The organism is Citrobacter freundii complex sp. 2024EL-00216 (genome assembly GCF_043945515.1).
GTDB classification, from domain to species: domain Bacteria; phylum Pseudomonadota; class Gammaproteobacteria; order Enterobacterales; family Enterobacteriaceae; genus Citrobacter; species Citrobacter portucalensis.
Genome location: NZ_JBIMRA010000013.1, coordinates 37,422 through 64,079, shown reverse-complemented (window position 1 = coordinate 64,079; position 26,658 = coordinate 37,422). Strand labels below are relative to the sequence as shown.

The 26,658-nt window shown below is 52.7% G+C and carries 27 protein-coding genes; 14 read left to right on the top strand and 13 right to left on the bottom strand.

All coding sequences use genetic code 11. From position 1 onward, the window contains the following. Positions 1 to 68: 68 nt before the first annotated feature. Complete coding sequence (gene fieF / locus ACHHZ7_RS17230; RefSeq protein WP_003825216.1) at positions 69 to 971, bottom strand: CDF family cation-efflux transporter FieF; 903 nt, start codon at positions 969 to 971, stop codon at positions 69 to 71. A gap of 147 nt (positions 972 to 1,118) precedes the next feature. Beyond that, positions 1,119 to 1,619 carry a cell-envelope stress modulator CpxP gene (cpxP, locus tag ACHHZ7_RS17225; protein WP_008787022.1) on the bottom strand — a complete coding sequence of 167 codons (501 nt, stop codon included), beginning with the start codon at positions 1,617 to 1,619 and terminating at the stop codon, positions 1,119 to 1,121. A gap of 150 nt (positions 1,620 to 1,769) precedes the next feature. On the opposite strand from cpxP, the gene cpxR reads away from it, so the two are divergent. Then, positions 1,770 to 2,468, top strand: coding sequence for an envelope stress response regulator transcription factor CpxR (gene cpxR / locus ACHHZ7_RS17220; RefSeq protein WP_003028763.1), 699 nt, complete (start codon positions 1,770 to 1,772; stop codon positions 2,466 to 2,468). Beyond that, positions 2,465 to 3,838 carry an envelope stress sensor histidine kinase CpxA gene (gene cpxA / locus ACHHZ7_RS17215; protein WP_003028758.1) on the top strand — a complete coding sequence of 458 codons (1,374 nt, stop codon included), beginning with the start codon at positions 2,465 to 2,467 and terminating at the stop codon, positions 3,836 to 3,838. Before cpxR ends, cpxA begins: the two co-directional genes overlap by 4 nt. 43 nt (positions 3,839 to 3,881) lie before the next feature. Here the strand turns inward: cpxA and ACHHZ7_RS17210 are convergent, their stop codons facing one another. The 4 genes from ACHHZ7_RS17210 to yiiM form a co-directional block, all read right to left on the bottom strand. Next, positions 3,882 to 5,132, bottom strand: a complete 1,251-nt coding sequence (locus ACHHZ7_RS17210) for an MFS transporter (RefSeq protein ID WP_095533158.1) — start codon at positions 5,130 to 5,132, stop codon at positions 3,882 to 3,884. A gap of 117 nt (positions 5,133 to 5,249) precedes the next feature. Further along, positions 5,250 to 6,206, bottom strand: coding sequence for a sugar phosphate isomerase/epimerase (locus tag ACHHZ7_RS17205; protein WP_060683767.1), 957 nt, complete (start codon positions 6,204 to 6,206; stop codon positions 5,250 to 5,252). 7 nt (positions 6,207 to 6,213) lie between these two features. Next, positions 6,214 to 6,918 carry a GntR family transcriptional regulator gene (locus tag ACHHZ7_RS17200; protein ID WP_060683053.1) on the bottom strand — a complete coding sequence of 235 codons (705 nt, stop codon included), beginning with the start codon at positions 6,916 to 6,918 and terminating at the stop codon, positions 6,214 to 6,216. A gap of 229 nt (positions 6,919 to 7,147) precedes the next feature. Beyond that, complete coding sequence (yiiM, locus tag ACHHZ7_RS17195; protein WP_020996113.1) at positions 7,148 to 7,822, bottom strand: 6-hydroxyaminopurine reductase; 675 nt, start codon at positions 7,820 to 7,822, stop codon at positions 7,148 to 7,150. 152 nt (positions 7,823 to 7,974) lie between these two features. On the opposite strand from yiiM, the gene ACHHZ7_RS17190 reads away from it, so the two are divergent. Continuing rightward, positions 7,975 to 8,871 carry a dihydrodipicolinate synthase family protein gene (locus tag ACHHZ7_RS17190; protein WP_060683052.1) on the top strand — a complete coding sequence of 299 codons (897 nt, stop codon included), beginning with the start codon at positions 7,975 to 7,977 and terminating at the stop codon, positions 8,869 to 8,871. Positions 8,872 to 8,912: 41 nt separating this feature from the next. Here ACHHZ7_RS17190 and kdgT read toward each other — a convergent pair whose 3' ends face one another. Then, positions 8,913 to 9,896: a 2-keto-3-deoxygluconate transporter gene (gene kdgT, locus ACHHZ7_RS17185; protein ID WP_395149131.1), complete on the bottom strand. Its 984-nt coding sequence runs from the start codon at positions 9,894 to 9,896 to the stop codon at positions 8,913 to 8,915. Positions 9,897 to 10,129: 233 nt separating this feature from the next. Further along, positions 10,130 to 10,750: a superoxide dismutase [Mn] gene (sodA, locus tag ACHHZ7_RS17180; protein WP_003825239.1), complete on the bottom strand. Its 621-nt coding sequence runs from the start codon at positions 10,748 to 10,750 to the stop codon at positions 10,130 to 10,132. A 289-nt stretch (positions 10,751 to 11,039) separates the two neighbouring features. Between sodA and rhaT the strand changes: the two genes are divergently transcribed. After that, entirely contained in the window at positions 11,040 to 12,074 is a 1,035-nt protein-coding gene (gene rhaT, locus ACHHZ7_RS17175) for an L-rhamnose/proton symporter RhaT (protein WP_003825242.1), read from the top strand. Here the strand turns inward: rhaT and rhaR are convergent. Then, the gene (gene rhaR / locus ACHHZ7_RS17170) at positions 12,071 to 12,919 is read right to left on the bottom strand and encodes an HTH-type transcriptional activator RhaR (protein ID WP_008787014.1); all 849 of its coding nucleotides are present in this window, start codon (positions 12,917 to 12,919) and stop codon (positions 12,071 to 12,073) included. The genes rhaT and rhaR overlap by 4 nt on opposite strands. 147 nt (positions 12,920 to 13,066) lie before the next feature. Continuing rightward, the gene (rhaS, locus tag ACHHZ7_RS17165) at positions 13,067 to 13,915 is read right to left on the bottom strand and encodes an HTH-type transcriptional activator RhaS (RefSeq protein WP_008787013.1); all 849 of its coding nucleotides are present in this window, start codon (positions 13,913 to 13,915) and stop codon (positions 13,067 to 13,069) included. 303 nt (positions 13,916 to 14,218) lie between these two features. Here rhaS and rhaB point away from each other — a divergent pair, with 303 nt between their 5' ends. The 5 genes from rhaB to rhaM all read left to right on the top strand — a co-directional run bounded on the left by rhaB (position 14,219) and on the right by rhaM (position 19,449). After that, positions 14,219 to 15,688, top strand: coding sequence for a rhamnulokinase (gene rhaB / locus ACHHZ7_RS17160; RefSeq protein WP_060683050.1), 1,470 nt, complete (start codon positions 14,219 to 14,221; stop codon positions 15,686 to 15,688). Beyond that, positions 15,685 to 16,944: an L-rhamnose isomerase gene (rhaA, locus tag ACHHZ7_RS17155; protein WP_008787011.1), complete on the top strand. Its 1,260-nt coding sequence runs from the start codon at positions 15,685 to 15,687 to the stop codon at positions 16,942 to 16,944. The genes rhaB and rhaA overlap by 4 nt, the downstream gene beginning before the upstream one ends. 143 nt (positions 16,945 to 17,087) lie before the next feature. Then, entirely contained in the window at positions 17,088 to 17,915 is an 828-nt protein-coding gene (gene rhaD, locus ACHHZ7_RS17150; protein WP_008787010.1) for a rhamnulose-1-phosphate aldolase, read from the top strand. Between the two features lie 74 nt (positions 17,916 to 17,989). After that, on the top strand, positions 17,990 to 19,138 hold the full coding sequence (gene fucO / locus ACHHZ7_RS17145; protein ID WP_060683049.1) for a lactaldehyde reductase: 1,149 nt from the start codon (positions 17,990 to 17,992) through the stop codon (positions 19,136 to 19,138). Next, entirely contained in the window at positions 19,135 to 19,449 is a 315-nt protein-coding gene (gene rhaM / locus ACHHZ7_RS17140) for an L-rhamnose mutarotase (RefSeq protein WP_008787008.1), read from the top strand. Before fucO ends, rhaM begins: the two co-directional genes overlap by 4 nt. Positions 19,450 to 19,506: 57 nt before the next feature. On the opposite strand, the gene ACHHZ7_RS17135 is transcribed toward rhaM, so the two are convergent. Beyond that, positions 19,507 to 20,055 (bottom strand): helix-turn-helix domain-containing protein, encoded by a 549-nt coding sequence (locus ACHHZ7_RS17135; RefSeq protein ID WP_003825255.1) that lies wholly within the window; start codon positions 20,053 to 20,055, stop codon positions 19,507 to 19,509. Between the two features lie 101 nt (positions 20,056 to 20,156). Here ACHHZ7_RS17135 and ACHHZ7_RS17130 point away from each other — a divergent pair, with 101 nt between their 5' ends. Further along, positions 20,157 to 20,816 carry an AzlC family ABC transporter permease gene (locus ACHHZ7_RS17130; protein WP_003825259.1) on the top strand — a complete coding sequence of 220 codons (660 nt, stop codon included), beginning with the start codon at positions 20,157 to 20,159 and terminating at the stop codon, positions 20,814 to 20,816. Then, complete coding sequence (locus ACHHZ7_RS17125) at positions 20,816 to 21,139, top strand: AzlD domain-containing protein (RefSeq protein WP_003825260.1); 324 nt, start codon at positions 20,816 to 20,818, stop codon at positions 21,137 to 21,139. Before ACHHZ7_RS17130 ends, ACHHZ7_RS17125 begins: the two co-directional genes overlap by 1 nt. Before the next feature lie 42 nt (positions 21,140 to 21,181). On the opposite strand, the gene ACHHZ7_RS17120 is transcribed toward ACHHZ7_RS17125, so the two are convergent. Next, positions 21,182 to 21,394, bottom strand: coding sequence for a DUF1471 domain-containing protein (locus ACHHZ7_RS17120; protein WP_003825262.1), 213 nt, complete (start codon positions 21,392 to 21,394; stop codon positions 21,182 to 21,184). Positions 21,395 to 21,523: 129 nt separating this feature from the next. Here ACHHZ7_RS17120 and ACHHZ7_RS17115 point away from each other — a divergent pair, with 129 nt between their 5' ends. Both ACHHZ7_RS17115 and ACHHZ7_RS17110 read left to right on the top strand, forming a co-directional pair. Next, positions 21,524 to 22,045: a Crp/Fnr family transcriptional regulator gene (locus ACHHZ7_RS17115; RefSeq protein ID WP_032945571.1), complete on the top strand. Its 522-nt coding sequence runs from the start codon at positions 21,524 to 21,526 to the stop codon at positions 22,043 to 22,045. Between the two features lie 58 nt (positions 22,046 to 22,103). Further along, a complete protein-coding gene (locus ACHHZ7_RS17110) occupies positions 22,104 to 22,610 on the top strand; it encodes a YgjV family protein (protein ID WP_060683048.1) in 507 nt (168 codons plus the stop codon). Here the strand turns inward: ACHHZ7_RS17110 and fdhD are convergent. Beyond that, a complete protein-coding gene (fdhD, locus tag ACHHZ7_RS17105; protein WP_060683047.1) occupies positions 22,577 to 23,413 on the bottom strand; it encodes a formate dehydrogenase accessory sulfurtransferase FdhD in 837 nt (278 codons plus the stop codon). The genes ACHHZ7_RS17110 and fdhD overlap by 34 nt on opposite strands. A gap of 194 nt (positions 23,414 to 23,607) precedes the next feature. Here fdhD and fdnG point away from each other — a divergent pair, with 194 nt between their 5' ends. Continuing rightward, on the top strand, positions 23,608 to 26,658 hold the full coding sequence (gene fdnG / locus ACHHZ7_RS17100; RefSeq protein ID WP_123969740.1) for a formate dehydrogenase-N subunit alpha: 3,051 nt from the start codon (positions 23,608 to 23,610) through the stop codon (positions 26,656 to 26,658).

The window sequence follows — 26,658 nt, the reverse complement described above, 5'->3', positions numbered from 1 at the left end:
TCAGGTCAGGCCAAATGGTGGTAATTTATACACAAAATGCTGGCCCGGTTCACTTTTTTTACAACGAATTATGAAAGCTCAAACATCTTGCCTTCCTTGGGTACGACTGAACAGGGATCCTGATGAATGATGACATCCGATCCCGGGAAACGCCGTAAAATTGCCTGCTCAACCTGTTCAGCCACTAAATGCGCCTGAACGAGCGGCAGATTATCTTCCATTTCCAAATGAATCTGAATAAAGCGGGTCGGCCCTGACTGCCGCGTGCGAAGATCGTGAGCGCCGCTGACTCCAGGCCATGACGTCACGATATCAATAATTTCCTGACGTTCCTCATCGGGTAAAGCGCGATCCAGCAAAGATTGCACTGCCTCATACCCCATGCGTAATGCGCTATATAAAATATAGATGCCAATCCCGAGCGCAAACAAGGCATCTGCACGATGCCAGCCATACCATGCCAGTCCGAGCGCAATGAGAATCGCACCGTTCATCATAACATCAGACTGATAATGAAGCATATCTGCCCGAACGGCCTGACTTTGCGTACGCTTCACTACCCAGCGCTGAAACGAGACCAGAATGATTGTACACACTAACGCAATGATGGTGACAACCACCCCAACGCCCGGATCTTTCATCGGCGTGGGTTGGATGAGATGCTGAATCCCGGTCAGGAATAAAAACAGCGCCGAACCAGAAATAAACATGCTTTGCGCCAGCGCCGCCAGCGATTCCGCTTTTCCGTGTCCGAACGTATGCTCATCATCGGCGGGCTGCAGCGAATAGCGCACCACCAACAGGTTGGTTAACGACGCCGCGATGTCCACCAGAGAATCCACCAGTGCAGCCAGAATACTGACCGATCCGGTGTACCACCACGCAAAAATTTTGATCAAAAGTAACAGCGATGCCATCACGGTTGCCGCGATTGCCGCCCGGCTCACTAGCCGCCCATAGGTTTGATTCATAAACACTCCTGCCAGGATATGCCGCTAGTATAACGGATGAAGTAAAACAGTCAGGCAATAACCGAGGGACAAATTTTGGGCAAAAAAAACCCCCACATCATGTGGGGGAAGACAGGGATGGTGTCTATGGCAAGGAAAACAGGGTTACTACTGGGAACGTGAGTTGCTACTACTCAATAAATTCAACGATGAGCTTTTTTTCCAGTGCGCTACATCGCGCAGTTGCTCCATTCGTTGTTCATGTTTCTCATTTAAAACCGCTTGCTGCTCTGGCGTTAACAGGCGATACATCTGATTGCGGATCCTGGCTATTTCAACCTGGCGGGCAACCTGTTCTTGCGCCATTCTTTCTGCCTGAGCGCGCACTGCGCTTTCATCAAATTTCTCTGCGGTGACAAGGCGATGCATTGTCTCCATTTCGCTAACATTAACAGGAGGCTGTTCGTGTCTTGCCTGCTGCATTAAATCTCGCATCTGTTGACGTTGATGTTCGGTTAAACTGATACCGTCAAACATGTGGCTCTGAACGCTGCGTTGCGATGAGCCTTCACCCAGGTGCCAGTGATCGCCTGTGACGACTTCAGCTGCATGGCTAAATGTACTGAGTGCCAGCGTTGAGGCCATGACGGCAGCGGTAACTTTGCCCATCACTTGCTCCCAAAATCTTTTCTGTCGCGATTCAACGAGAGACAGTTTACGATTCGGGCTGCAAACATGCGTCAGGGGGTGTAAAACAACGTAAAGTCATAGATTAGCGACGCCTGATGACGTAATTTCTGCCTCGGAGGTACGTAAACAATGAATAAAATCCTGTTAGTTGATGATGACCGAGAGCTGACTTCCCTGTTAAAGGAGTTGCTCGAAATGGAAGGTTTCGATGTGCTGGTTGCCTATGATGGGGAACAGGCGCTTGAGCTTCTGGATGACAGCATCGATTTACTTTTGCTCGACGTCATGATGCCGAAGAAAAACGGCATTGATACGCTGAAAGCACTTCGTCAGACACACCAGACACCCGTAATCATGCTGACCGCTCGCGGCAGCGAATTGGATCGCGTACTTGGCCTTGAGCTGGGCGCGGACGACTATTTACCTAAACCGTTTAACGACCGTGAACTGGTCGCGCGCATCCGCGCTATTCTGCGTCGCTCACACTGGAGCGAACAGCAGCAGAACAGCGATAACGGCTCGCCGACGCTGGAAGTTGATGCGTTAAGCCTTAATCCGGGTCGCCAGGAAGCCAGCTTTGACGGGCAAATTCTGGAGTTAACCGGCACCGAATTCACCCTGCTCTATTTGCTGGCTCAGCATCTCGGTCAGGTGGTTTCGCGTGAGCACCTGAGCCAGGAAGTGCTGGGCAAACGCCTGACGCCTTTCGATCGCGCGATCGACATGCATATCTCGAACCTGCGTCGTAAGCTGCCAGAGCGTAAAGACGGACACCCGTGGTTTAAAACCCTGCGTGGTCGCGGCTACCTGATGGTCTCCGCTTCATGATAGGGAGCTTAACCGCACGCATCTTTGCCATCTTCTGGTTGACGCTGGCACTGGTGTTGATGTTGGTACTGATGTTACCCAAGCTCGACTCACGCCAGATGACCGAGCTACTGGACAGCGAGCAGCGCCAGGGGTTAATGATTGAGCAACACGTTGAAGCTGAACTGGCGAACGATCCACCCAATGATTTGATGTGGTGGCGTCGCTTGTTTCGGGCGATAGACAAGTGGGCGCCGCCAGGACAGCGGTTATTACTTGTTACGACGGAAGGACGCGTGATCGGCGCAGAACGCAACGAAATGCAGATCATTCGTAACTTTATTGGTCAGGCCGATAACGCCGACCATCCGCAAAAGAAAAAATACGGTCGCGTTGAGATGGTCGGGCCTTTCTCCGTCAGAGACGGTGAAGATAACTACCAGTTGTATCTCATACGACCTGCCAGCAGCTCACAATCTGACTTTATCAACCTGCTGTTCGACCGACCGCTGTTGTTGCTGATCGTCACCATGTTAGTCAGCTCACCGCTATTGCTTTGGCTTGCCTGGAGTCTGGCGAAACCGGCGCGTAAGTTGAAAAACGCGGCGGATGAAGTAGCTCAGGGTAACCTGCGTCAGCATCCGGAGCTGGAAGCCGGTCCGCAGGAGTTCCTGGCGGCAGGCGCAAGCTTTAACCAGATGGTGACGGCGCTGGAACGGATGATGACCACACAGCAACGCCTGCTGTCGGACATCTCTCACGAGCTGAGAACACCGCTAACGCGTCTGCAACTGGGCACCGCTCTGCTGCGCCGTCGTAGCGGTGAGAGCAAAGAGCTGGAGCGCATTGAAACAGAAGCTCACCGACTGGACAGCATGATCAACGACCTGCTGGTGATGTCACGTAATCAGCAGAAAAACGCGCTGGTCAGCGAAACAGTGAAAGCTAATCAGCTTTGGGGTGAAGTGTTGGATAACGCCGCCTTTGAAGCTGAGCAGATGGGTAAATCACTCACGGTGAATTTCCCGCCGGGTCCGTGGCCGCTGTACGGTAACCCAAATGCGTTGGAAAGTGCGCTGGAAAACATTGTGCGCAATGCCCTGCGCTATTCACATACGAAGATTGAAGTTGGCTTCGCGGTGGATATCGACGGGATTACCATCACCGTGGACGACGATGGCCCAGGCGTTAGCCCTGAAGACAGAGAACAGATTTTCCGTCCGTTCTATCGTACCGATGAGGCGCGCGATCGCGAGTCTGGCGGAACAGGTCTGGGTCTGGCGATTGTTGAAACCGCAATTCAGCAGCATCGTGGCTGGGTAAAGGCCGAAGACAGCCCACTGGGTGGTTTACGGCTGGTGATTTGGTTGCCGCTGTATAAACGCGCTTAACAGGCTTCCCCGGTACGACATAATTACCGGGGAAGCATTTACGTTATGCCGCCGCAGCCGCAGCCGCTAGCTTTTGCTTTTTAATTCGCTTCACCAGAATGGTCGAGCAGATAAAGCCCATTAAGCTGAACGCAATCATCACGCTAAAGACATAGTTGTAGCCAGTGATGCCGCTATTGGTATCCAGCAAATAGCCGTACAACGTGTACGCAAACATCGCTGGCATATAACCGATGATGCAACCAAATGCCATTGCCGAGCCCGCATACTCACGTGGGGTACCGATCTCATCCATCGGCGCGAAGAAAATGGCGCGCTGTGAGAAGATAATCGCTCCGAACCCTAATGTCGCCGCCATACCGATATACACGTTCATTGTTTGATGCGGTAACTGCATGAACACAAGCATCGCCACAGCAGAGATCAGGAACGTCCACTTCAGATACACTGTCGGTGATTTAGCAACTTTATCTGCCAACATTCCACCAATCGGCCCACCTACCATTTTTAACGCATACTGGTTGATGATGCCGTACGCACCGACGAGAGCTACCGGCAGCATATAGATATCTTTTAAGAACGGAATAAAGTAAGTCAGTCCACAGTACGCGGCATAAACGAAGAAAATACCTAAAGAAGCCAGCCAAACATTAGGGCAGGACAAAACATGTTTGATACCCTTTAACACTTCCATGTTGGCACTGGTTTTCTCGCCGCCTTTCACTTTGTCATCATCGACAATAAAGTACGTCACAATACCTGCCACAAGCGTAATTACCGTATAGAACAACAGGCCCGCCTGCATCCCCGCTTTACCTTCACCAAACTGAACGAAGACAAACAGAGCGCCAGATGCAACGATAACATCCACCACGCCACGTCCGGCTTCTAAAAAGCCGAACATGCGTCCTTGTTCTTCTTTCGTTCCCAGCAAACGAACGGCTTTCAGCAATACCGGCCAATACACCACATCGGCAAAGAACGCCATTGCGGCAAAGCAAATGAGATAACCGGTAAATGACGGTAGCGTTGCCAGATATAAACCGCAAAGCCCTACGCCGATCAGACCAAAGGGTAATAATATTTTCTTAGAATAACGGTCTGCAATATAGAGCGAAAGAAACAGTCCGGTTGTCTGAACAATCGTATAAACCGTAAAGCTTAAGCCAATCTGCGTATTGGTTAAACCCCAGTCATTTTGCATTGGCACATAGAAAACATCTTTCATACTTGAAAGTTTGAATATTGTGCCGCCGCCTAAAATCAAAAAACAAAGCCTTGCCCATTTATTCATGAACATGAGTAAACCCTCATTGCTTGTTGAGAGAAATATCCAGATTAAATTATATAGTTAATAAAATTGTAGAGTTATTTTCATAACCCTTTTCGCATTTAGTAAAATTTTAAAAAGTTATTGATTACCTATAAATTTATTACACAAGTCACGAATATATTTTATTTGAGCCAGAGCATGTTCTTTTTCCTGCGCCAGTCGCGCATCAATCATGTCAGCGTCAGGTAGCGGCGTATAACTTGCATCGCGCCATGGGATCCAGGGATTATCACCTTCATCATCGAAACGAAATGCCGGTGCATAATATTCAACCTCTTCTTCCAGACCAAAAGCATGTACTTGCGGTTTATCTTCACCTAAGAGTAATAATGCTTTGAGCATCTCTTCCATGGGTAAGTCGCCGTATCCAGAACGACAAGCCTCATGCCCCCAGCCTTTACCTTCTTTAATAATTTTAGCGTCTTTGATATGTACCTGAGTGATCAGAGGAGACATAACCTCTAACGCAGAAAGCGGCTGCTCATTGGCATTAATCATGTTGCCAAAATCAAACAGAATAGAGAGATTCTTCATTCCACTATTCTTAACCAGCGTCACCAGCTCATGGCCTTGCAGATCTTCATGCTGTTCGATGGTAAAGCTTAGGCCGCAATCATCATACTGAGACAACCACGCAATATCATTGGCGATCTTCGCCATAACATCGTTGAGATGCCCTTCATAGCGCGGGTAGAAACGAACTGACGTTGCGCCAGTTGCCACGGCAATACGGATCGCATCCGTCAACGTCGCCTTGTCCGATGCGCTCGTTTCGATATGCACATCCAAATTATATTTTTTGGCCTTTTCTTTAAAATCGTGTAACTGTCGATCGTTTAGTTTCTGCAGTGACTGGGATTCACCATCCTCAACATGTATTTTTACACCTTTTAATTTTTGCTGATATGCAATATCCAGAAGATCGCCAGGAAGGACTCTCTCATAGCGCATATTCAGATGAAAGGCATAAGCATGTAGGTACAGCGGTATATTTCTCGCGCGTTCAGCGAGAAGTTCCTGGTTATATTTTCCCATAGTTTTCTCATTCATCACGAATAACAAGTTCCACTGATTCAAGTCGCCAGTATTCAAAATCAACCTGAACCACTTTTTTATCTCGGGTTGCCCGATGTTTTTCTACTAAAATTCCATAAGTATTTGGCGCAACGCCCAGTTCTTTACAGGCCACTTCCGGCATGTTGACCGGTTTAAAAATCATTTCTTTGATATTTAATACATGACCAAACGCATCTTCCCAGACGCTGGCAAAAGACTGATTGCCAAGTTTGTTTATGAATCCTGGCGCAACATCGGCATCAATATAGGATTCATGGTAAAACACTTTATGCGAATCAAGACCACACCAGCCGGTAACTAAATAGCGATCGCCGGAGGAGAGAAAAACATCCTCAACATGGTGCGGAACCGTCTCAATCGTTTCCTTGGTCAAATAATCCCAAAAAGGTTTACGCCCCTGGGCACAGGCCTCGGCATTGAAGCTGGAAAGTGATTTCGGGTTATAAATGAATCGCTTCGATGAAATAAACCACCCGCTACGGTTCTTGCGGAAAATACGTGCATCAATCTCCAGCTCGATCAGAACCTGACGTAAGGTCATACGCTTTGCATCCAGCAGCTCACATAGCTCTCTCTCCGAAGGCAATTTGGAGCCCGCTGGCAAATTATTCTCGTTTAACCAGCTTTCAAAGCGCTCTCTGAGCACATCAACATTGTTTTTCTTTTTCATTTCGCTCATCTGGTTTAAACCAATTTGAAGCTAAGATATTTGAGTGCAGGAAATACTCAAGTTTTTTTTCAACGCAGAGTTTCTTTTTGTGGACCAGGTATCAAGAATGGCTTTGAAGCAAACCGTGACCGTCAGGTTTTTGCCCGGTTTGGTACACAGGGGGGATGAAGCACGGGGGAGAGGTAAATCAGGTGTCTCCACCTGATTTAACTGCCAGATGAAGGTAGGTTTATTTTCCCCACAAACGGCGGGAATTGTCTTCGATCTTGCCGCTTAAACGGCGCTTTTGCATCGTTCTGGTCCAGCTTTTTGATAACCCAGCAGCCGACAGTAAACGGTGATATTGCGAATCATCAAACGGCATATGCCAGGCGATAGCAATGGCCTCCCGCACGCTGACGTCGCTCACGCGTGACGCCAGGATCAACGGCGCGTCTGCTGACACCTGACCAGGCGCGATGACGCTACACAGCCAGCCCGTCTTGCCCGCATCCTGCATCTGGCTGGCCATATCGCTGATGCCAAAATGGAAATTCAGCTTAAAGCACGGCGAGCGCGGCTGCGTGACCTGAATCAGCGCCTCTCCCCACTGGAAAATGTCGCCAATATACACATTATCTTCAGTCAGCCCCTCAGTAGAGAGGTTCTCACCAAACGCGGGGGCGACAAATAGCTCCGCCTGCTCCGGAAACGCTTGTCTCCAGTGCTGATAGTGTTCACGCGGATAGTGACACAGCGCGCGATCCGGCCCGCCGTGAATTTTCGTTTCCGCTTGTTCATCCCCCGTCAGCCCCAGTTCGGTCAGCATCAACTCACCGTCAATCTGGACTTTAGCAATCGCGCTGGGACGGCTTCCCGTGTAGTCCCGAACTTTGCCTGTAAAAACATCGACCGGATATCGCATCTGTTCCCTCTCCCGATAAATTTCCCCCATTACACCACATTTATTTTACCCCAGTCGCTCAAAATGAGAGCACGGTTCACATGAAACTTAGGGACACATGCTATCAATGTAATCTGGTTTTGAAACATCATTTCAAATAAGGAGTCGACAACGTGACTGGTCAATCGCAATTTGCTGGCGTCTGGTGTCCTTCCATTACGCCAATGGACAATGATGGCAAGATCGATCTCAACGGTCTAAGCCAACATCTCAAACGCCTTACCGAGGCCAAAATCGACGTGATTTTGCTGATGGGCAGCATCGGGGAATTTGCCTCCTTCACGCTCGAAGAAAGACTGCTGCTGATCCGCGAGGCCCGCGCCATGAGCTCGCTGAAGATGGTCGCCAACGTCTCATCCACCTGCCAGAATGATGTTTTATTGATGGCGCAGGAAGCGTATCGCTCAGGTTACGATGCCGTGATGATCCTGCCGCCCTACTACTACGGACAAACGGCGAAACAGCTGCTGAGCTACTTCCGTCAGTTGGGGCAGACACTCAGCGGCAAATGGTTTGCTTATAACTTCCCGGCACGCACCGGCTGCGATTTAACCCCCGAACTGGTAGCCACCCTCGCCGCCGAGTTCCCGAATTTCGCTGGCATTAAAGACACCGTCGACTGCCAGTCCCATACCCGCAGTATGATTCAGACCACCCGCGCCGTGCGGGAGGATTTTGCCGTGCTGTCCGGCTATGACGAATACTACATTCCCAACCTGTTAGCAGGTGGCGCGGGGATAATTTCAGGGTTGAACAACGTCATGCCGGAACTGTTTGTCAGCGCGCGGGAAGCGTTTAAACAGGGCGACCTGGCAGCACTTCGCGATATTCAGGACCAGATTGGCACCTACATGTCCATCTATGCCATCGGCGAAGATTTTGTCACCACCATCAAAACCGTGGTATCGCGTAAGTTTGGCTATTGTACCGGCGTGTCACGTAATGCCGGTGGAGAGTTGAACGAGAGTGAGTGTCGAACAATCGATGAGGTGTTTGTCGTCAAAGGGTAAATAATTAAGCCGGATGGTGCAGACCATCCGGCTGAAGAGACTTACTTCACGGTGCCACGAATATCAATTTCTGCCGCCCTTGCTTTGGCCCTTTTCGACCAGATAGACGTGATAATCGGCACCAGAATGGAGGTCACAATCACCGACGTGGAGACCAGGGAAGTTGCTGCCGGTGCCATCGGTTTAAATGCCGGAACCATTTCAGCAATCAGCACAGGCGTAGCAACCGCCGCCCCCGCAGAACTGGAAGCGGCAATCCCCGCCGTACCATCGCCACCACCAATCAGTTTATCGGCGATAATCAATGGAATACCAGTGATTATAATCACCGCCACGCCCAGCAGAATACCCAGCACGCCGGTCTGCGCAATCACGCTCAAATCAATGGTGTTACCTAATGCGAAGGCAAAGAACGGGATCAGCGTCTGCACCACTTTGCTGAAGAACTCCCGCAGTTCAGGGTCCAGATTCCCCAGCGCAAAGCCAATCAGGAACGGCAATACCGCACCAACAAATACGTGTGGTTCAAACGACGCGATCCCGGCGGTTCCCAGAATCACCATGGTCATCAGCGGGCCAGACTCCAGCGACATCAGGACAAACGCCCCGGCCTCTTCTTTGGTGCCGTACTGCTGCATAATCGAGGCATACAGCCCGCCGTTGGTCATATCCATCGCGGCCACCAGCGCCAGCGTAGACAACCCAGCGAAGAATCCGACCTCTACACCATGTTCCGGCAGAATGCGTGAAGCAATCGCTGCAACCACCCACGCCACCAGAATCTTGGTGATGACTAACGTACCTGATTTACGCAGCACGGTGCCGGTGGCGCTTAGCTTGATCGACGCCCCCATGCAAAAGAACCAGACTGCCAGGATAGGCACGGTACCGGTGATCATACCGTTGGTAAAAGAACCGAAATATTTCCCGGCGCCGGGGGAAAAGGTATGACACAACGCGCCCAGGAAAAGCGGCACCAGCATCATACCGCCTGGGATTTTCTCTATCGTACGTTTGATCTGCATTTCCATCACCTGTAGACATAAAAATGGGGCAATTTTTATGGGCGATTGCATCTTGCTTTGAGATGCGCCCGTCTTGATGAAAAGAAGATAGACATTCATAGAGACTATAAAAGTGATCCCACTCGCATAATAAAACCTTGTTTCAATTTAAGTGGATCATTGTTTTTATATTGAGTTTGATCACAAAAAAACCCCACAAGCATCGCTTGCAGGGCTTTGTTAAAGCGTAGAACTTATTTTTTTGCTGCGAAACGCGCGGCAGCTTCGTCCCAGTTCACGACGTTCCAGAACTCTTTGATGTAGTCCGGGCGACGGTTCTGGAATTTCAGGTAGTAAGCGTGTTCCCAAACGTCCAGGCCCACGATTGGGAAACCGGAAGCGCCAGAGATAGCTTCACCCATCAGCGGGGAATCCTGGTTGGCGGTGGAAACAACAGCCAGTTTGTCACCTTTCAGAACCAGCCACGCCCAGCCGGAGCCAAAGCGGGTTGCCGCTGCTTTTTCAAATTCAGCTTTGAAGTTGTCAACGGAGCCGAAGTCACGTTCGATAGCCGCTTTCAGGTCGCCCTGCAGCGTAGTACCGGTTTTCAGGCCTTTCCAGAACAGGCTGTGGTTAGCGTGACCGCCCGCGTTGTTACGCAGTACGGTTTTCTTGTCTGCTGGCAGTTGATCCAGTTTGGTGATCAGCTCTTCAACGGACAGGCTGGCGAATTCAGGCAGGCTTTCCAGCGCAGCGTTGGCGTTGTTTACGTAAGCCTGGTGGTGTTTGGTGTGGTGAATTTCCATCGTCTGCTTATCGAAGTGCGGTTCAAGGGCATCATAAGCGTACGGCAGGGATGGCAGTGTATAACTCATAATCATCTCCAGTATTGTCGGGCGGCCAGTGTTAACGCCGCGTAAGCAGTTGGGTCATTATAGTTAATTAAATGATATTGAAAATGATTATCAATGCCGTACTTTTTACAGGGTCTTAATGAATCAAACCCATTGTTAAAGATGTGAGCCGAATCACCCACTTAACGTGATAATTGCCAACATGCGCAAAAGGGCGGCAATCGTCAAAAGGTTAACCACCTGCGTAATTTTTAAACTCGTTAGGTCGGAGGGGTCATTACCGACGATAAAAAATAACGAGGATTAAGTCATGAGTAACGCGATTACGATGGGTATCTTTTGGCATTTGATAGGGGCAGCCAGTGCCGCCTGTTTCTATGCCCCGTTCAAGCAAGTCAAACATTGGTCATGGGAAACGATGTGGTCGGTTGGCGGGATCGTCTCCTGGATAATCCTGCCGTGGACCATCAGCGCCATGTTACTTCCCGATTTCTGGGCCTACTTCAGCTCCTTCAGCCTCTCCACGCTGGCGCCGGTATTTCTGTTTGGTGCAATGTGGGGGATTGGCAATATCAACTATGGCCTGACCATGCGCTATCTCGGTATGTCGATGGGTATCGGGATTGCGATAGGTATTACGCTGATTGTCGGCACGCTGATGACCCCGATTATCAACGGCAATTTTGATGTACTGATCAATACCTCTGGTGGCCGCATGACGCTGCTTGGCGTACTGGTCGCGCTGATTGGCGTAGGCATTGTTACCCGCGCCGGTCAGTTAAAAGAACGCAAAATGGGCATCAAAGCGGAAGATTTCAACCTGAAAAAAGGTCTGGTTCTGGCCGTCATGTGCGGTATTTTCTCCGCCGGGATGTCCTTTGCGATGAACGCGGCGAAACCGATGCACGATGCCGCCGCCGCGTTGGGCGTCGATCCGCTGTATGTCGCCCTGCCTAGCTATGTGGTCATTATGGGCGGTGGCGCGCTTGTTAACCTGGGCTTCTGCTTCATTCGTCTGGCAAAAGTGAAGAACTTGTCGATAAAAGCCGACTTCTCGTTAGCCAAACCGCTGATTATCACCAACGTGCTGCTCTCTGCGCTTGGTGGCTTGATGTGGTATCTACAATTCTTCTTCTACGCCTGGGGCCACGCACGTATTCCGGCGCAGTATGACTATGTAAGCTGGATGCTGCACATGAGCTTCTATGTTCTGTGCGGCGGGATTGTCGGTCTGGTATTGAAAGAGTGGAAAAACGCGGGTCGTCGTCCGGTCAGCGTGCTAAGCCTCGGCTGCGTAGTGATCATTGTCGCGGCAAACATTGTCGGTCTGGGAATGGCCAGCTAAGCATGCTGAGTACTGAGATGACGCCACTGGCTCGGCGTCATCCCGGTTTCCCGCGTAAATACCACCGAAAAGTAGTTACTGTCCTCAAAGCCGCAGCGCATGGAAATCTCGCTAATCATCAACCGACTATGTTTGAGCAGATACTGCGCATGGCAAACCCGCACCTGGCGGAGATACTGGTTGATGGTCATCCCGGTCTGGCTGCGAAACTGCTGGCGCAAAACGCGCTCGCTGCATTGTTCGCGCTCGCAAAACGTATCCAGTTCAAACGCATGCTCATGGCTACCGGCTAACGCGGTGATCAGTTTATCCAACAGCGTTTCACTGGAGGTCGCCGGGAGCGTATCCGTGGCATAACGATGCCGCTTAAGGTGTGTCACCAGTTGCCCGAACAGCAGCTCAGCCATGGTAAAAGCCTGTGCATCACGTTGATTACTTTCATGTTCAAGCTGGCTTATCACCTGTCGGACCTGGCTCATGCCAACGCTACCGAGTCGCCAATGCGGCTGCCTCGGCGTACCGTTAAATCCGGGGATCGCCCCTTGCCAGTCAACATTCAGCGTCAACCGCTCCGGGCAGTAGATGATATTTTGCAACACCAGGTCGTTCACGGAGGTGTAGGAGTGTTTATCTTCGGCGCGAATGTAAAACAGATCGCCACGGGTTATCCGGTACGGGCGATCGTTAAGGACATGCAGACCATTACCGCGCCAGACCATGACCAGCTCGCAAAACTCGTGGGTATGCTCAGCAAAGACATCCTGCGGATAACGGTCAGCCACGGCCACAGCCTGCTGCTCATGCGCAAAGAAGTCTGATTTCAGAAGGACCAGATGATTCGCCATCACAATATTCCCTGTCGGATGGCGGCTACGCCTTATCCGACCTACAGATTACGTGACACGTAGGCCGGATAAGGCGTAGCCACCATCCGGCATTAAGGGACATGATTATCTGAGATTCGGCGGTAAAAAACGTTGATAGCTTTCGCGTTACTGGAGGCGGCTTGCCACAACGAGATCGCGCCCCTGACGAATATCGCGTGGTGACCACTTGAACTCACGACGAAAAAGCGTCGAAAAGTGGTTACTGTCGCCGAATCCGCAGAGATAAGCGATGTCTGTCACACTGTCATCACTGTGGCGAAGCAGATGCCGGGCCTTGATCAGCCGCAAGCGGTTAAGGTAGCGCTGCGGCGTCAATCCGGTTTGCTGTTTGAGCTGGCGATGCAGAGTGCGCAAAGAGAGGGAAAACTTCTCGGCCAGCGCCTCCCAACACACCTCGTCGGCAAAGTTATCTTCCAGCCACGCCATCAGGAGGTTAAGCCGCGCGTCGTTATCGGTCGCTGCTTCCATCAGGCTGCTTTTACGCAGCAGCACCAGCAGCTGCATAAACAGGATCTCGCGGTTTGCCGCCGTTGGTGTATCCATCCCCTCACCGAGCGCTTCCATCTGCCCCACCAGTTGTCGAACCTGCTGCAACACCCCCTGATTCACCCGCCAGTGGGAGGGATACTGCCCGTTCTGTTCCTGAGGTAAAAGCTGATTCAGCCCAGCCAGAAATTGAAACGCATCCGGGGAGCGATACAACACATTGGTCAGGCACAGATTGTCAGTATGTTCATATAAATGCCGGTCATGATCGCGAACGAAACACACTGTACCGCCGCTGATGGTGTAAGGCTGCCCATTGAACACATGGATCCCCGTTCCATGTTCGACCACAACAATTTCATGAAAATCATGATGATGCTCTGGAAACGCAGGTTGAGGAAGCCGCGGTTCAATAGCCACTGGCGCTTTACCTGTCGGAAAAAAATCCACGCAATGCAATACCGTCATGATGACATCCTTCCCGATCAAATGAACATGGCTGAATAGTAATTAAGGGTTATCACCCTCACCTTAAATTTTTGACGCCAAAGTGCGTAAACACGGTCAATTCTTCAAGAAATGGCGGGAAAGATCGCGAATTGCGGAAGGCGTCACATCCGCTAAAACAGGTCCTATTAATAGAAATTGTGAACAGCGTCACGTTCACCTTTGCCATGTTGCCAGCCGCTAATTGTGGCTGTCACTGTCAAGAAGGTACGCGTTATCTGGGGTTCTTAGACTGAGTGCAATAAAACTCAGAAGGACCTCGCTATGACTTTTCGCCATTGTGTCGCAGTCGATCTCGGCGCATCCAGTGGGCGCGTAATGCTGGCGCGTTACGACAGTGAACACCGCTCCCTGACGCTACGTGAAATCCACCGCTTCATGAACTGCCTGCAAAAAACAGACGGTTTTGACACCTGGGACATCGACAGCCTGGAAAACGATATTCGTCTTGGCCTGAAAAAAGTCTGCGATGAAGGCATTCGGATAGACAGCATCGGCATTGATACCTGGGGCGTGGATTACGTTCTGATCGATAACGTCGGTCAACGTGTCGGCCTGCCGGTCTCTTACCGTGACAGCCGCACGACCGGCATTATGGCGCAGGCGATGGAGCAGCCGGGTAAAGGTGAAATTTACCGCCGTAGCGGCATTCAGTTTCTGCCCTTTAACACTCTGTATCAACTGCGTGCGCTGGTTGAACAGCAGCCAGAACTGCTCCCGCAGGTGGCCCATGCCCTGCTGATCCCCGACTACTTCAGCTTTCGCCTGACCGGCAAAATGAACTGGGAATACACCAACGCCACCACCACCCAGCTCGTCAATATCAATACCGACGACTGGGATGACACACTGCTGGCGTGGACCGGGGCAGACAAAGCCTGGTTTGGTCGCCCGACGCATCCAGGGAACGTGATCGGCCACTGGATTTGCCCACAGAAAAACCAAATTCCGGTTGTCGCCGTCGCCAGTCACGACACGGCCAGCGCGGTCATTGCTTCTCCGCTGGCCGACAAAAACAGCGCCTATCTCTCTTCCGGGACCTGGTCGCTGATGGGCTTTGAGAGCAGAACACCGTATACCAACGATGCGGCGCTGGCGGCGAATATTACCAACGAAGGCGGCGCGGAAGGACGCTACCGTGTCCTGAAAAATATTATGGGGCTGTGGCTGCTCCAGCGCGTATTAAAAGAGCGCCAGATTACCGACCTGCCAACGCTTATCAGCCAAACGCAAGCGCTGCCGGCCTGCCAGTTCCTGATAAACCCGAACGACGATCGCTTTATCAACCCCGACGATATGAGTGCAGAAATTCAGGCAGCATGCCGTGAATCAGGCCAACCCGTTCCCCTGCAAAACGCCGAACTGGCGCGCTGTATCTTCGACAGCCTGGCGTTGCTGTACGCCGACATCCTGCAAGAACTGGCACAACTGCGTGGTGCAGCATTTAGCCAACTGCACATTGTCGGTGGCGGCTGCCAGAACACCTTACTGAACCAGCTGTGTGCGGACGCCTGCGGTATTCGCGTGATGTCCGGGCCGATTGAGGCCTCCACGCTCGGCAATATTGGCATCCAGCTGATGACGCTGGACGAGCTGAACAACGTCGATGATTTCCGTCAGGTGGTGCGCGCCAACTACGAACTGACCACCTTCATTCCCAATCCTGAAAGTGAAATTGCCCGCTACCAGGCGCAGTTTCAATCACTACGACAGACAAAGGAGCTTTGCGCATGACCACTCAACTTGAACAAGCCTGGGAACTGGCAAAACTGCGTTTCGCCGCGGTAGGCATTGATGTCGAGGCGGCCTTACGCCAGCTCGATCGTCTGCCGGTCTCCATGCACTGCTGGCAGGGCGATGATGTCGCCGGTTTCGAAAATCCGGAAGGCTCGCTCACTGGCGGTATTCAGGCTACCGGTAACTATCCGGGTAAAGCGCGTAACGCCACCGAACTGCGGGCCGATCTGGAGCAGGCGCTGAGCCTGATTCCTGGTCCAAAACGTCTGAATTTGCACGCGATCTATCTGGAATCTGATACGCCGGTTGCCCGCGACCAAATCAAACCTGAGCACTTTAAAAACTGGGTGGAGTGGGCGAAAGCGAACCAGTTAGGGCTGGATTTCAACCCATCCTGCTTCTCACACCCGCTGAGCGCCGACGGTTTCACGCTGGCGCACGCCGACGACACCATTCGCCAGTTCTGGATCGATCACTGCAAAGCCAGCCGTCGCGTCTCGGCGTATTTTGGCGAGCAGTTGGGTACACCATCGGTGATGAACATCTGGATCCCGGATGGCATGAAAGACATCACCGTTGACCGTTTAGCACCGCGCCAGCGTCTGCTGGACGCACTGGACGAAGTGATCAGCGAGAAACTCGACCCGGCGCACCATATCGATGCCGTCGAAAGCAAGCTGTTTGGCATCGGTGCGGAAAGCTACACCGTGGGCTCTAACGAGTTCTACATGGGTTACGCCACCAGCCGCCAGACCGCACTGTGTCTGGATGCGGGCCACTTCCATCCGACTGAAGTGATCTCCGACAAAATTTCCGCCGCCATGCTGTATGTGCCGCGTCTGCTGCTGCACGTCAGCCGTCCGGTGCGCTGGGACAGCGATCACGTGGTGCTGCTGGATGATGAAACTCAGGCGATTGCCAGCGAGATCGTTCGCCACAACCTGTTTGACCGCGTACACATTGGCCTCGACTTCTTCGACGCCTCCATTAACCGCATCGCCGCATGGGTGATCGGCACCCGCAATATGAAAAAAGCCCTGCTGCGCGCGCTGTTAGAACCCACCGAGCAACTGCGTCAGCTCGAAGCCAGCGGCGACTACACCGCTCGTCTGGCCCTGCTGGAAGAGCAAAAATCGCTGCCGTGGCAGGCCGTCTGGGAGATGTATTGCCAGCGCCACGACACGCCTGCGGGCAGCCAGTGGCTGGACAGCGTGCGCGCTTATGAAAAAGAGATTTTGAGCAAACGTAGCTAACCGTGACACCAGGCTTGTAGGCCGGATAAGACGCCCCGCGTCGCCATCCGGCAATAAATGAAACACGATTGCCGGATGGCGCTTCGCTTATCCGGCCTACGTAAGACCCGATAACGTTCGGGCAATAAACAGGAACACCGAACATGCAAAAAATTACGACTTCCTGGTTCGTCCAGGGGATGATCAAAGCCACTTCTGATGCGTGGCTGAAAGGCTGGGACGAGCGTAATGGCGGCAACCTGACGCTGCGTCTTGATGAAGCAGATATTGCGCCGTTTAGCGCCGATTTCCACGAAAAACCACGCTATATTGCGCTAAGTCAGCCGATGCCGCTGCTGGCAAACACACCGTTTATCGTCACCGGTTCCGGTAAGTTTTTCCGTAACGTCCAGCTCGATCCCGCGGCAAACTTGGGCGTGGTACAAATAGACAGCGACGGTGCGGGCTACCACATCCTCTGGGGCCTGACCCACGAGGCCGTGCCGACCTCTGAACTGCCGGCTCACTTCCTCTCTCACTGCGAACGCATTAAAGCGACGAACGGTAAAGACCGCGTGATCATGCACTGCCATGCCACCAACCTGATCGCTCTGACCTACGTACTGGAAAACAATACAGCGCTGATTACCCGCAAGCTGTGGGAAGGCAGCACCGAGTGCCTGGTGGTGTTCCCGGATGGCGTTGGCATTCTGCCGTGGATGGTGCCGGGTACAGATGAAATTGGTCAGGCTACCGCCGAGGAAATGCAGAAACACTCGCTGGTACTTTGGCCGTTCCACGGCGTGTTCGGAAGCGGACCTACCCTCGACGAAGCGTTCGGTTTGATAGATACCGCAGAGAAATCCGCCGAAGTTCTGGTCAAAATCTTTTCGATGGGCGGTATGAAGCAAACCATCTCACGTGAAGAGCTGGTCGCACTTGGCAAACGCTTTGGTGTTACGCCGCTGGCAAGCGCCATAGAGCTGTACTGATACCTCCCAACTCAACGCCGGATGCGGCTTCGCCTTATCCGGCCTACAGGATTTTATTATTAAGGAGAATAGTGATGAGCTTTATGTTGGCACTGCCAAAAATTAGCCTGCATGGCGCCGGCGCGATTGCCGATATGGTGAATCTCGTGGCGAATAAACAATGGGGCAAAGCGCTGATCGTCACCGATGGTCAACTGGTAAAACTGGGCCTGCTGGATAGCCTGTTTGCCGCGCTGGATAAACATCAAATGTCTTACCACTTGTTTGATGAAGTATTCCCGAACCCGACAGAAGAGCTGGTACAGAAAGGGTTTGCGGCCTATCAGGGCGCAGAATGTAACTACATCATTGCCTTCGGTGGCGGCAGCCCGATCGATACCGCCAAAGCAGTGAAAATCCTGACAGCCAACCCTGGCCCTTCTACCGCCTACTCCGGCGTGGGCAAAGTGAAAAATGCAGGCGTCCCGCTGGTCGCCATCAACACTACCGCCGGTACGGCAGCAGAGATGACCAGCAACGCGGTCATTATCGACTCTGCCCGTAAGGTCAAAGAGGTGATCATCGACCCGAATATCATCCCGGACATCGCTGTGGATGATGCCAGCGTCATGCTGGAAATCCCGGCCTCCGTCACCGCCGCAACCGGTATGGACGCCCTGACCCACGCGGTGGAAGCCTATGTTTCCGTTGGTGCTCATCCGCTCACCGACGCTAACGCACTGGAAGCGATTCGCCTGATCAACCTGTGGCTACCAAAAGCGGTCGACGACGGTCATAACCTCGAAGCTCGTGAGCAAATGGCGTTTGGTCAGTATCTGGCGGGGATGGCATTTAACAGCGCTGGTCTGGGTCTGGTGCATGCGCTGGCGCACCAGCCGGGCGCAACCCATAATCTGCCACACGGCGTCTGCAACGCCATCCTGCTGCCGGTAATCGAAAACTTTAACCGTCCGAACGCCGTGGCGCGCTTTGCCCGCGTGGCGCAGGCAATGGGCGTCGATACCCGTGACATGAGCGATGAAGCGGCAAGTATAGAGGCCATCAACGCGATTCGTGCACTCAGCAAGCGTGTTGGTATTCCTGCGGGCTTTAGTTCCCTTGGCGTGACGAAAGAGGATATTGAAGGCTGGCTGGATAAAGCGTTGGCCGATCCGTGTGCGCCATGCAACCCGCGCACCGCCAGCCGCGACGAGGTCCGCGAGCTGTATCTGGAGGCGTTATGATCCGCAAGGCCTTTGTGATGCAGGTGAATGCCGACGCGCACGTTGAATATCAACGTCGGCACAATCCCATCTGGCCAGAGCTGGAAGCGGTGCTGAAAGAGCACGGCGCCCATCACTACGCGATTTATCTCGATCAGGTGCGCAATCTGCTGTTCGCCACCGTTGAGATTGAGTCCGAAGAACGCTGGAATGCCGTTGCCAGCACCGACGTTTGCCAACGTTGGTGGAAGCATATGCGTGACGTAATGCCAGCAAACCCGGACAACAGCCCGGTTAGCGCAGAGCTAAAAGAAGTGTTTTATTTGCAATAGACTTGTAGGCCGGATAAGGCGCTAACGCGCCGCATCCGGCACAACGCAACAGAACAGTTAGTTCTGCTCAGAAACCAGAATCGCCTGAGTGTCAGGCTCCAGCGCTTTAAAAATATGCGCCCGATCGGCGGGGTAACAAATATAGTCCCCCTCACCTAACTCCTCCGGCGCTTCCGTCAATCCTACCATCGCCTTACCCTGCGTCACGATGATGTGTTCAACCGATCCAGGTGGATGCGGCTGTGAAATACGATCCGCGCCCGGCTGCGTCAGCAGCAGATAGATATCCCGCCGCGCCCCCGGCGGGCAGGCGGCCAGTAAAATGGCCTGGTAGTGGGCCTGCTCGGCCACCACCTTTGTTCCTTCGCCGCGGCGAATCACCTGCGTTTTTTGTTCCTGCGGCTCCAGCAGGCGAGCAAAGGGAATATCCAACGCCACACACAGCGACCAGAGCGTTTCCAGGCTAGGATTGCCATTGCCCGCTTCCAATTGCGAGAGTGTCGATTTTGCAATCCCTGCGCGACGGGCAATCTCTGCCAATGACAAACCGGTGCGCTGACGTTCACGCACAAGGCTTTTCGCGATCATACTGATGGGCTGGGTCATTCACGACTCCATGTTCTTTATATCGAACGAATCGTTCGACTTGTAATATTAACTGGTCGCGTTCATTATAATGGAAATTCGTTCGATATGGCTAAAACGGTATGAAACATTATTTTTCCAGTCTCAAAGGCGACACGATAAAAGCAATATTTTTAGTCTGTCTGGCCGTCGGCGTAGTCGGCATGTCATACGGCTCGTTGGCGATGGCCTACGGCTTCCCACTGTGGGTGCCGTTTGTGCTTTCGATTACGGTACTGGCGGGTGCGTCCGAGTTTATGTTTATCGGTATCGTCGCCAGCGGCGGTAACCCACTGGCGGCGGCGGCTGCCGGTTTACTGGTCAACGCCAGACACGTGCCGTTTGGCGTCACGGTGCGCGATCTGGTGGGCTCCCGGGCTGCGAGTTTCCTCGGCTGTCATATCATGAACGACGAAAGCGTAGTCTTTGGCCTGTCGCAAAAAACGCCCGAACAACGTAAAGCCGCCTTCTGGCTGTGCGGTCTGGGCGTCGCGATTTTCTGGCCTGTTGGCACACTGATCGGCGCGGGCGTCGGCAAACTGCTCCCCGCCCCGGAAACCATCGGTCTGGATGCCGTCTTCCCTGCAATTTTATTAGCCTTAGTGGTCCCGGCCTTTAAAAACCGCACCACGCTGATTCGCGCCTGTAGCGGTGCCGGGTTGTCGCTTGCCGCCATCCCCTTTGCGCCGGTCGGTTTACCTGTTTTGCTCTCACTGTTTGGCTTACTGACGAGGAAAAAATAATGGGCAACATGACGCTGTTTATCGTCGGTATCGCCATGTTATCTCTGGGAACGTATTTAATGCGTTTAGGAGGAGCGAAGCTTGGGAGCCGTTTAGCGTTCTCGGAACGCTCGCAGGCGCTGCTTTCCGACGCCGCAACGGTATTATTGTTCTCCGTTGCACTGGCGACCACCTTTTACGAAGGTGAACACTTCGCTGGCATGGCCCGCGTGCTGGGCGTGGCTTTTGCGGTATTTCTCGCCTGGCGCAAGATGCCGCTAATCGTGGTGATCGTCGCTGCTGCAGTGGTGACCGCATTGCTGCGAATGGCGGGTATAAACTAAAAAAGCGCCTCAAGGGCGCTCTTTCGACAGTACTAAGGTATCTTATTTCAGCAGTTCGGCGGTCATGTGCACGCGGTTACCGGTGTATGCCTGAGTGATTTTGTAATCGCTGGCGCCCGCACGTTCAGCCTGAGCGGCGATTTTTGCTTCAGCGCTTTCCAGCGTAGAACCGGTTGCGGTCACTGTCTGAGCAGCGAAAGAACCGAAAGAAGTAGCCAGAGCGATAACTGCGACAAAAGTTTTGATGCTTTTCATGATATAAACCCTTTAACTTAGTTGTTTGAGTAAGGCACCGTGCCTTGATGTGATAAATAATAGGCTGATACCCGAACAACTGAAAGCGGAAGGATTTGCCAGTCTTATTCAAATTATTTGAGAGATAAGATGTTACGTAATCAGGAATCACAATGGCTTGCTGGCAGCCGTAGAAAAACGCAACTGGCGGGTAATTGGTTACTTCGTCAGGGTGAACCACAAAGTAAAATTCATCTTTTACATCATGGTGTGGCTCGTGCGGTTTATCACGCGGACAACGGCGTTGAAAGGGTTAAAGAGTTCTACTTTGCCGGGGAATACTGCTTTCTGTACCTGAACTGGCTAACTAACACACCTGCCGATTACAGCCTACAAATGATCGCCGCTGGAGAAACCACTGAAATACCCTTGGCTTTGCTTGATGCGCCGGAAAATCAGGATATTAAGACTCAGCTACTGGTCCAGCAATTGATCTACAAAGAGAAAAAAGAGCAAATGCTGCTGCTCAATACCCCAGAGCAACGCTATCAGTACGTACAAACACACTTCCCGGACTGGGAGTCACAGCTCACCCAGCGCGATCTTGCCAGCTATATCGGCATTACCCCCGTTAGCCTGTCCCGTATTCGCCAGCGTCTTAACAAAGGTTAACGCCTTACGGTGATGCGTCGATTATTGTCCCGTCACTCTTTAATAAATGGCGACCACAATGAACGCATTTCTTCTTTCTCAGATGCTGGCTGGCATCAGCTTCTTACTGGATATTTCCGCTTTTCATTTTCAACGCCGGGCTATCACTTTAACGCTGCTCACCAGCTCTACTTCTCTGTTAGCTATCCATTTCTATCTTTTGGATCAACACGCTGCGGCTGGGTTAATGATCATTGCCGCATGCCGCTATGCGACGGCCATCGTCACCTTTCACCGCTGGGTGATGTGGGGATTTATGCTGGGGTCGATGCTGTGTAGCATTTATCTTTGGCAAAATCTGTCGAGTATTTTGCCGCTGATGGGAAGCCTGCTGATGACCTTTGCGTCATTTCAAAAACGCAGCGGAAAATTACGGGGATACACCTTGTGTGGCAGCCTGTGCTGGCTGCTGAACAATGTGATTGTTTGCTCGCCAGTTGCCGTAATCATGGAACTGGCATTTTCCGGCAGTATTCTGGCCGCCTGGTGGCGTCACAGCGCGACCAGACGTTGCGGATGCGTATAGATCGTCGCCCTGCCCGGTTTGCAAAAACCCACCAGCGTCAGGTTACAACGTTCGGCAACTTCCACGGCGAGCGTTGTCGCCGCAGAAACAGCAAACAGGATCTCCACACCGCACATCGCCGACTTCTGCACCATCTCATAACTGGCTCGGCTGGAGACTAATACCGCGCCCTGTTGCCAGGTTTCCCCTTCGATTGCACGTCGTCCCAGCAGTTTATCCAACGCAACATGACGTCCAACATCTTCATGCCCGCCCGCCAGATGACCTGACGGCTGTACCCAGGCAGCCGCGTGCGTGCAGCCTGTCAGTTGCCCCACGGGTTGAAAATCGTTGAGATGTCGTAAAGCGTTATCAAGATTCGCCAGATCGAATGTCTGGGTAAACGGCAGCGGCTGGACCGGCTTGCCAATGTCATTGAGCTGCTCCACGCCACAAACGCCGCAACCGGTGCGACCGGCCAGCGCGCGACGACGCTCCTTCAGCCCCATAAAGCGACGGCTGGACAGTTCAACCTGCACTTCCAATCCGTTGCAGGAAGGCACTACGTCCATTCCGTAGATATCCTGCGGGGACTCAATAATGCCTTCAGAAAGTGAAAAACCCATCGCGAAGTGCTCAAGATCTTTCGGTGATGCCATCATCACCACGTGCGAAATCCCGTTGTATACCAGCGCAACAGGCACTTCTTCAGCTACCTCATCAGGCTGAGGATGTTGCAAATCCTCGCGCTTCCAGAGGGTCAACTGGCGCGATCCTGTCAGAGATGTCACATTCTTGATGTTTTCTTGAATAATCTTATTCACTTTCTTTTAACCATATTGGAACACGCATACCAACATTGTGGTATTCTTTACAAATCCCTCCTGGACGGAGGGAAATTCACTCAATTCTGGACCTTTGCGGTCCCGTCCGCAAAGAAAAATAACAACCACTTCCCTCGCGTTCGCGTTACAGAAAAGCGAAGGGAACGTGACAATGTCGAAACAAGGAGCGAACCATGCAGGTCAGCAGAAGGCAGTTCTTTAAGATCTGCGCTGGCGGTATGGCAGGCACCACGGCAGCGGCACTGGGCTTTGCACCCGGCGTAGCGCTCGCGGAAACACGGCAATATAAACTGCTGCGCACCCGCGAAACCCGTAACACCTGCACTTACTGTTCCGTTGGCTGTGGACTGTTAATGTACAGCCTCGGTGACGGCGCAAAAAACGCCAAAGCATCCATCTTCCATATCGAAGGGGACCCGGATCACCCGGTGAACCGTGGCGCATTGTGCCCGAAAGGGGCAGGACTTGTGGACTTCATCCACTCCGAAAGCCGCCTGAAATTCCCGGAATATCGCGCACCAGGCTCAGATAAGTGGCAACAGATTAGCTGGGATGAGGCATTTGATCGCATCGCTAAGCTGATGAAAGAAGACCGCGACGCTAACTACGTTGCACAAAACGCTGAAGGCGTAACCGTTAACCGCTGGCTTTCCACCGGAATGCTGTGTGCTTCCGCTTCCAGTAACGAAACCGGCTATTTAACGCAAAAATTCTCCCGCGCGCTCGGTATGCTCGCGGTCGACAACCAGGCACGCGTCTGACACGGACCAACGGTAGCAAGTCTTGCTCCAACATTTGGTCGCGGTGCGATGACCAACCACTGGGTCGACATTAAAAACGCCAACCTCGTCGTGGTGATGGGCGGTAACGCCGCTGAAGCTCACCCGGTCGGATTCCGCTGGGCGATGGAAGCCAAAATTCACAACGGCGCGAAGCTGATTGTTATCGATCCACGCTTTACGCGAACCGCTGCGGTGGCTGATTTCTATGCGCCGATTCGTTCCGGTACTGACATTGCTTTCCTGTCAGGCGTTTTGCTGTACCTGCTGAACAACGAAAAATTCAACCGCGAATATACTGAGGCCTATACCAACGCCAGCCTGATCGTGCGTGAGGATTACGGTTTCGAAGATGGCCTGTTCACCGGCTACGACGCGGACAAACGCAAGTATGACAAAACCAGTTGGAACTACGAGCTGGATGAAAAAGGCTTCGCCAAACGCGACGTCACACTGCAACATCCGCGCTGCGTGTGGAACCTGCTGAAACAGCACGTCTCCCGCTACACGCCGGACGTCGTAGAAAACATCTGCGGTACGCCAAAGGCCGACTTCCTGAAGGTCTGTGAGTACATCGCAGAAACCAGCGCCAAAGATAAAACCGCGTCGTTCCTGTACGCCTTGGGCTGGACGCAACACTCCGTGGGTGCACAGAACATCCGTACCATGGCGATGATCCAGTTGCTGCTTGGCAACATGGGGATGGCAGGCGGCGGTGTTAACGCCCTGCGCGGTCACTCCAACATTCAGGGCCTGACCGACTTAGGCCTGCTGTCACAAAGCCTGCCAGGCTATATGACGCTGCCAAGCGAGAAACAGACTGACCTGCAAACCTACCTTGCCGCCAACACGCCAAAACCGTTGCTGGAAGGTCAGGTGAACTACTGGGGCAACTACCCGAAATTCTTCGTTTCGATGATGAAAGCCTTCTTTGGCGATAAAGCGACAGCGGAAAACAGCTGGGGCTTCGACTGGCTGCCGAAGTGGGATAAAGGGTACGACGTCCTGCAGTACTTCGAGATGATGAATCAGGGCAAAGTGAATGGCTATATCTGCCAGGGCTTTAACCCGGTCGCGTCATTCCCGAACAAAAACAAAGTTGTGGCTTCACTGTCCAAACTGAAGTTCCTGGTCACTATCGACCCACTCAACACTGAGACTTCCACCTTCTGGCAGAACCACGGTGAGTCGAACGATGTTGATCCGTCGAAAATCCAGACCGAAGTATTCCGTCTGCCATCCACCTGCTTCGCCGAAGAGAACGGTTCTATCGTCAACTCCGGCCGCTGGCTGCAGTGGCACTGGAAAGGCGCTGATGCCCCGGGGATTGCCGTTACCGATGGCGAAATCCTCGCCGGTATCTTCCTTCGCCTGCGCAAGATGTATTCCGAGCAAGGTGGCGCGAACCCGGAACAGGTGCTGAGCATGACCTGGAACTACTCCACCCCGCACGAACCGGCTTCGGAAGAAGTGGCGATGGAGAGCAACGGTAAAGCGCTGGCCGACATTACCGACCCGGCAACCGGTGCGGTTATCGTCAAGAAAGGCCAACAGCTTAGCTCGTTCGCCCAACTGCGTGACGATGGCACGACCTCCAGCGGCTGCTGGATTTTTGCCGGTAGCTGGACGCCGGAAGGCAACCAGATGGCACGTCGCGATAACGCCGACCCGTCAGGCCTTGGTAATACGCTGGGCTGGGCCTGGGCATGGCCGCTTAACCGACGCATTCTGTATAACCGCGCCTCCGCTGATCCGCAGGGGAATCCGTGGGATCCAAAACGTCAGATCCTGAAATGGGATGGGGCGAAGTGGAGCGGGATGGATATTCCGGACTACAGTGCCGCCGCACCTGGCAGCAACGTAGGGCCGTTCATCATGCAGCCGGAAGGGATGGGACGCCTGTTTGCTATCGATAAGATGGCGGAAGGTCCGTTCCCGGAACACTACGAGCCGTTTGAAACACCGCTGGGGACTAACCCGCTGCACCCGAACGTTATCTCTAACCCTGCCGCGCGCATCTTTAAAGGTGACGAAGAAGCACTGGGTAAAGCAGATAAGTTCCCGTACGTCGGTACAACCTACCGTCTGACCGAGCACTTCCACTACTGGACCAAGCATGCGCTGCTGAATGCCATCGCTCAGCCGGAACAGTTTGTGGAAATTGGCGAGAAGCTGGCGAATAAGCTCGGTATCTCCCACGGCGATACCGTCAAAGTCTCCTCTAATCGCGGCTACATTAAGGCCAAGGCTGTGGTGACCAAACGTATTCGCACGCTGAAGGCTAACGGTAAGGATATCGACACTATCGGTATTCCGATTCACTGGGGCTACGAAGGTGTGGCGAAAAAAGGCTTTATCGCTAACACGTTAACGCCATTCGTCGGTGATGCGAACACGCAGACGCCGGAATTTAAGTCCTTCCTCGTGAACGTGGAAAAGGTGTAA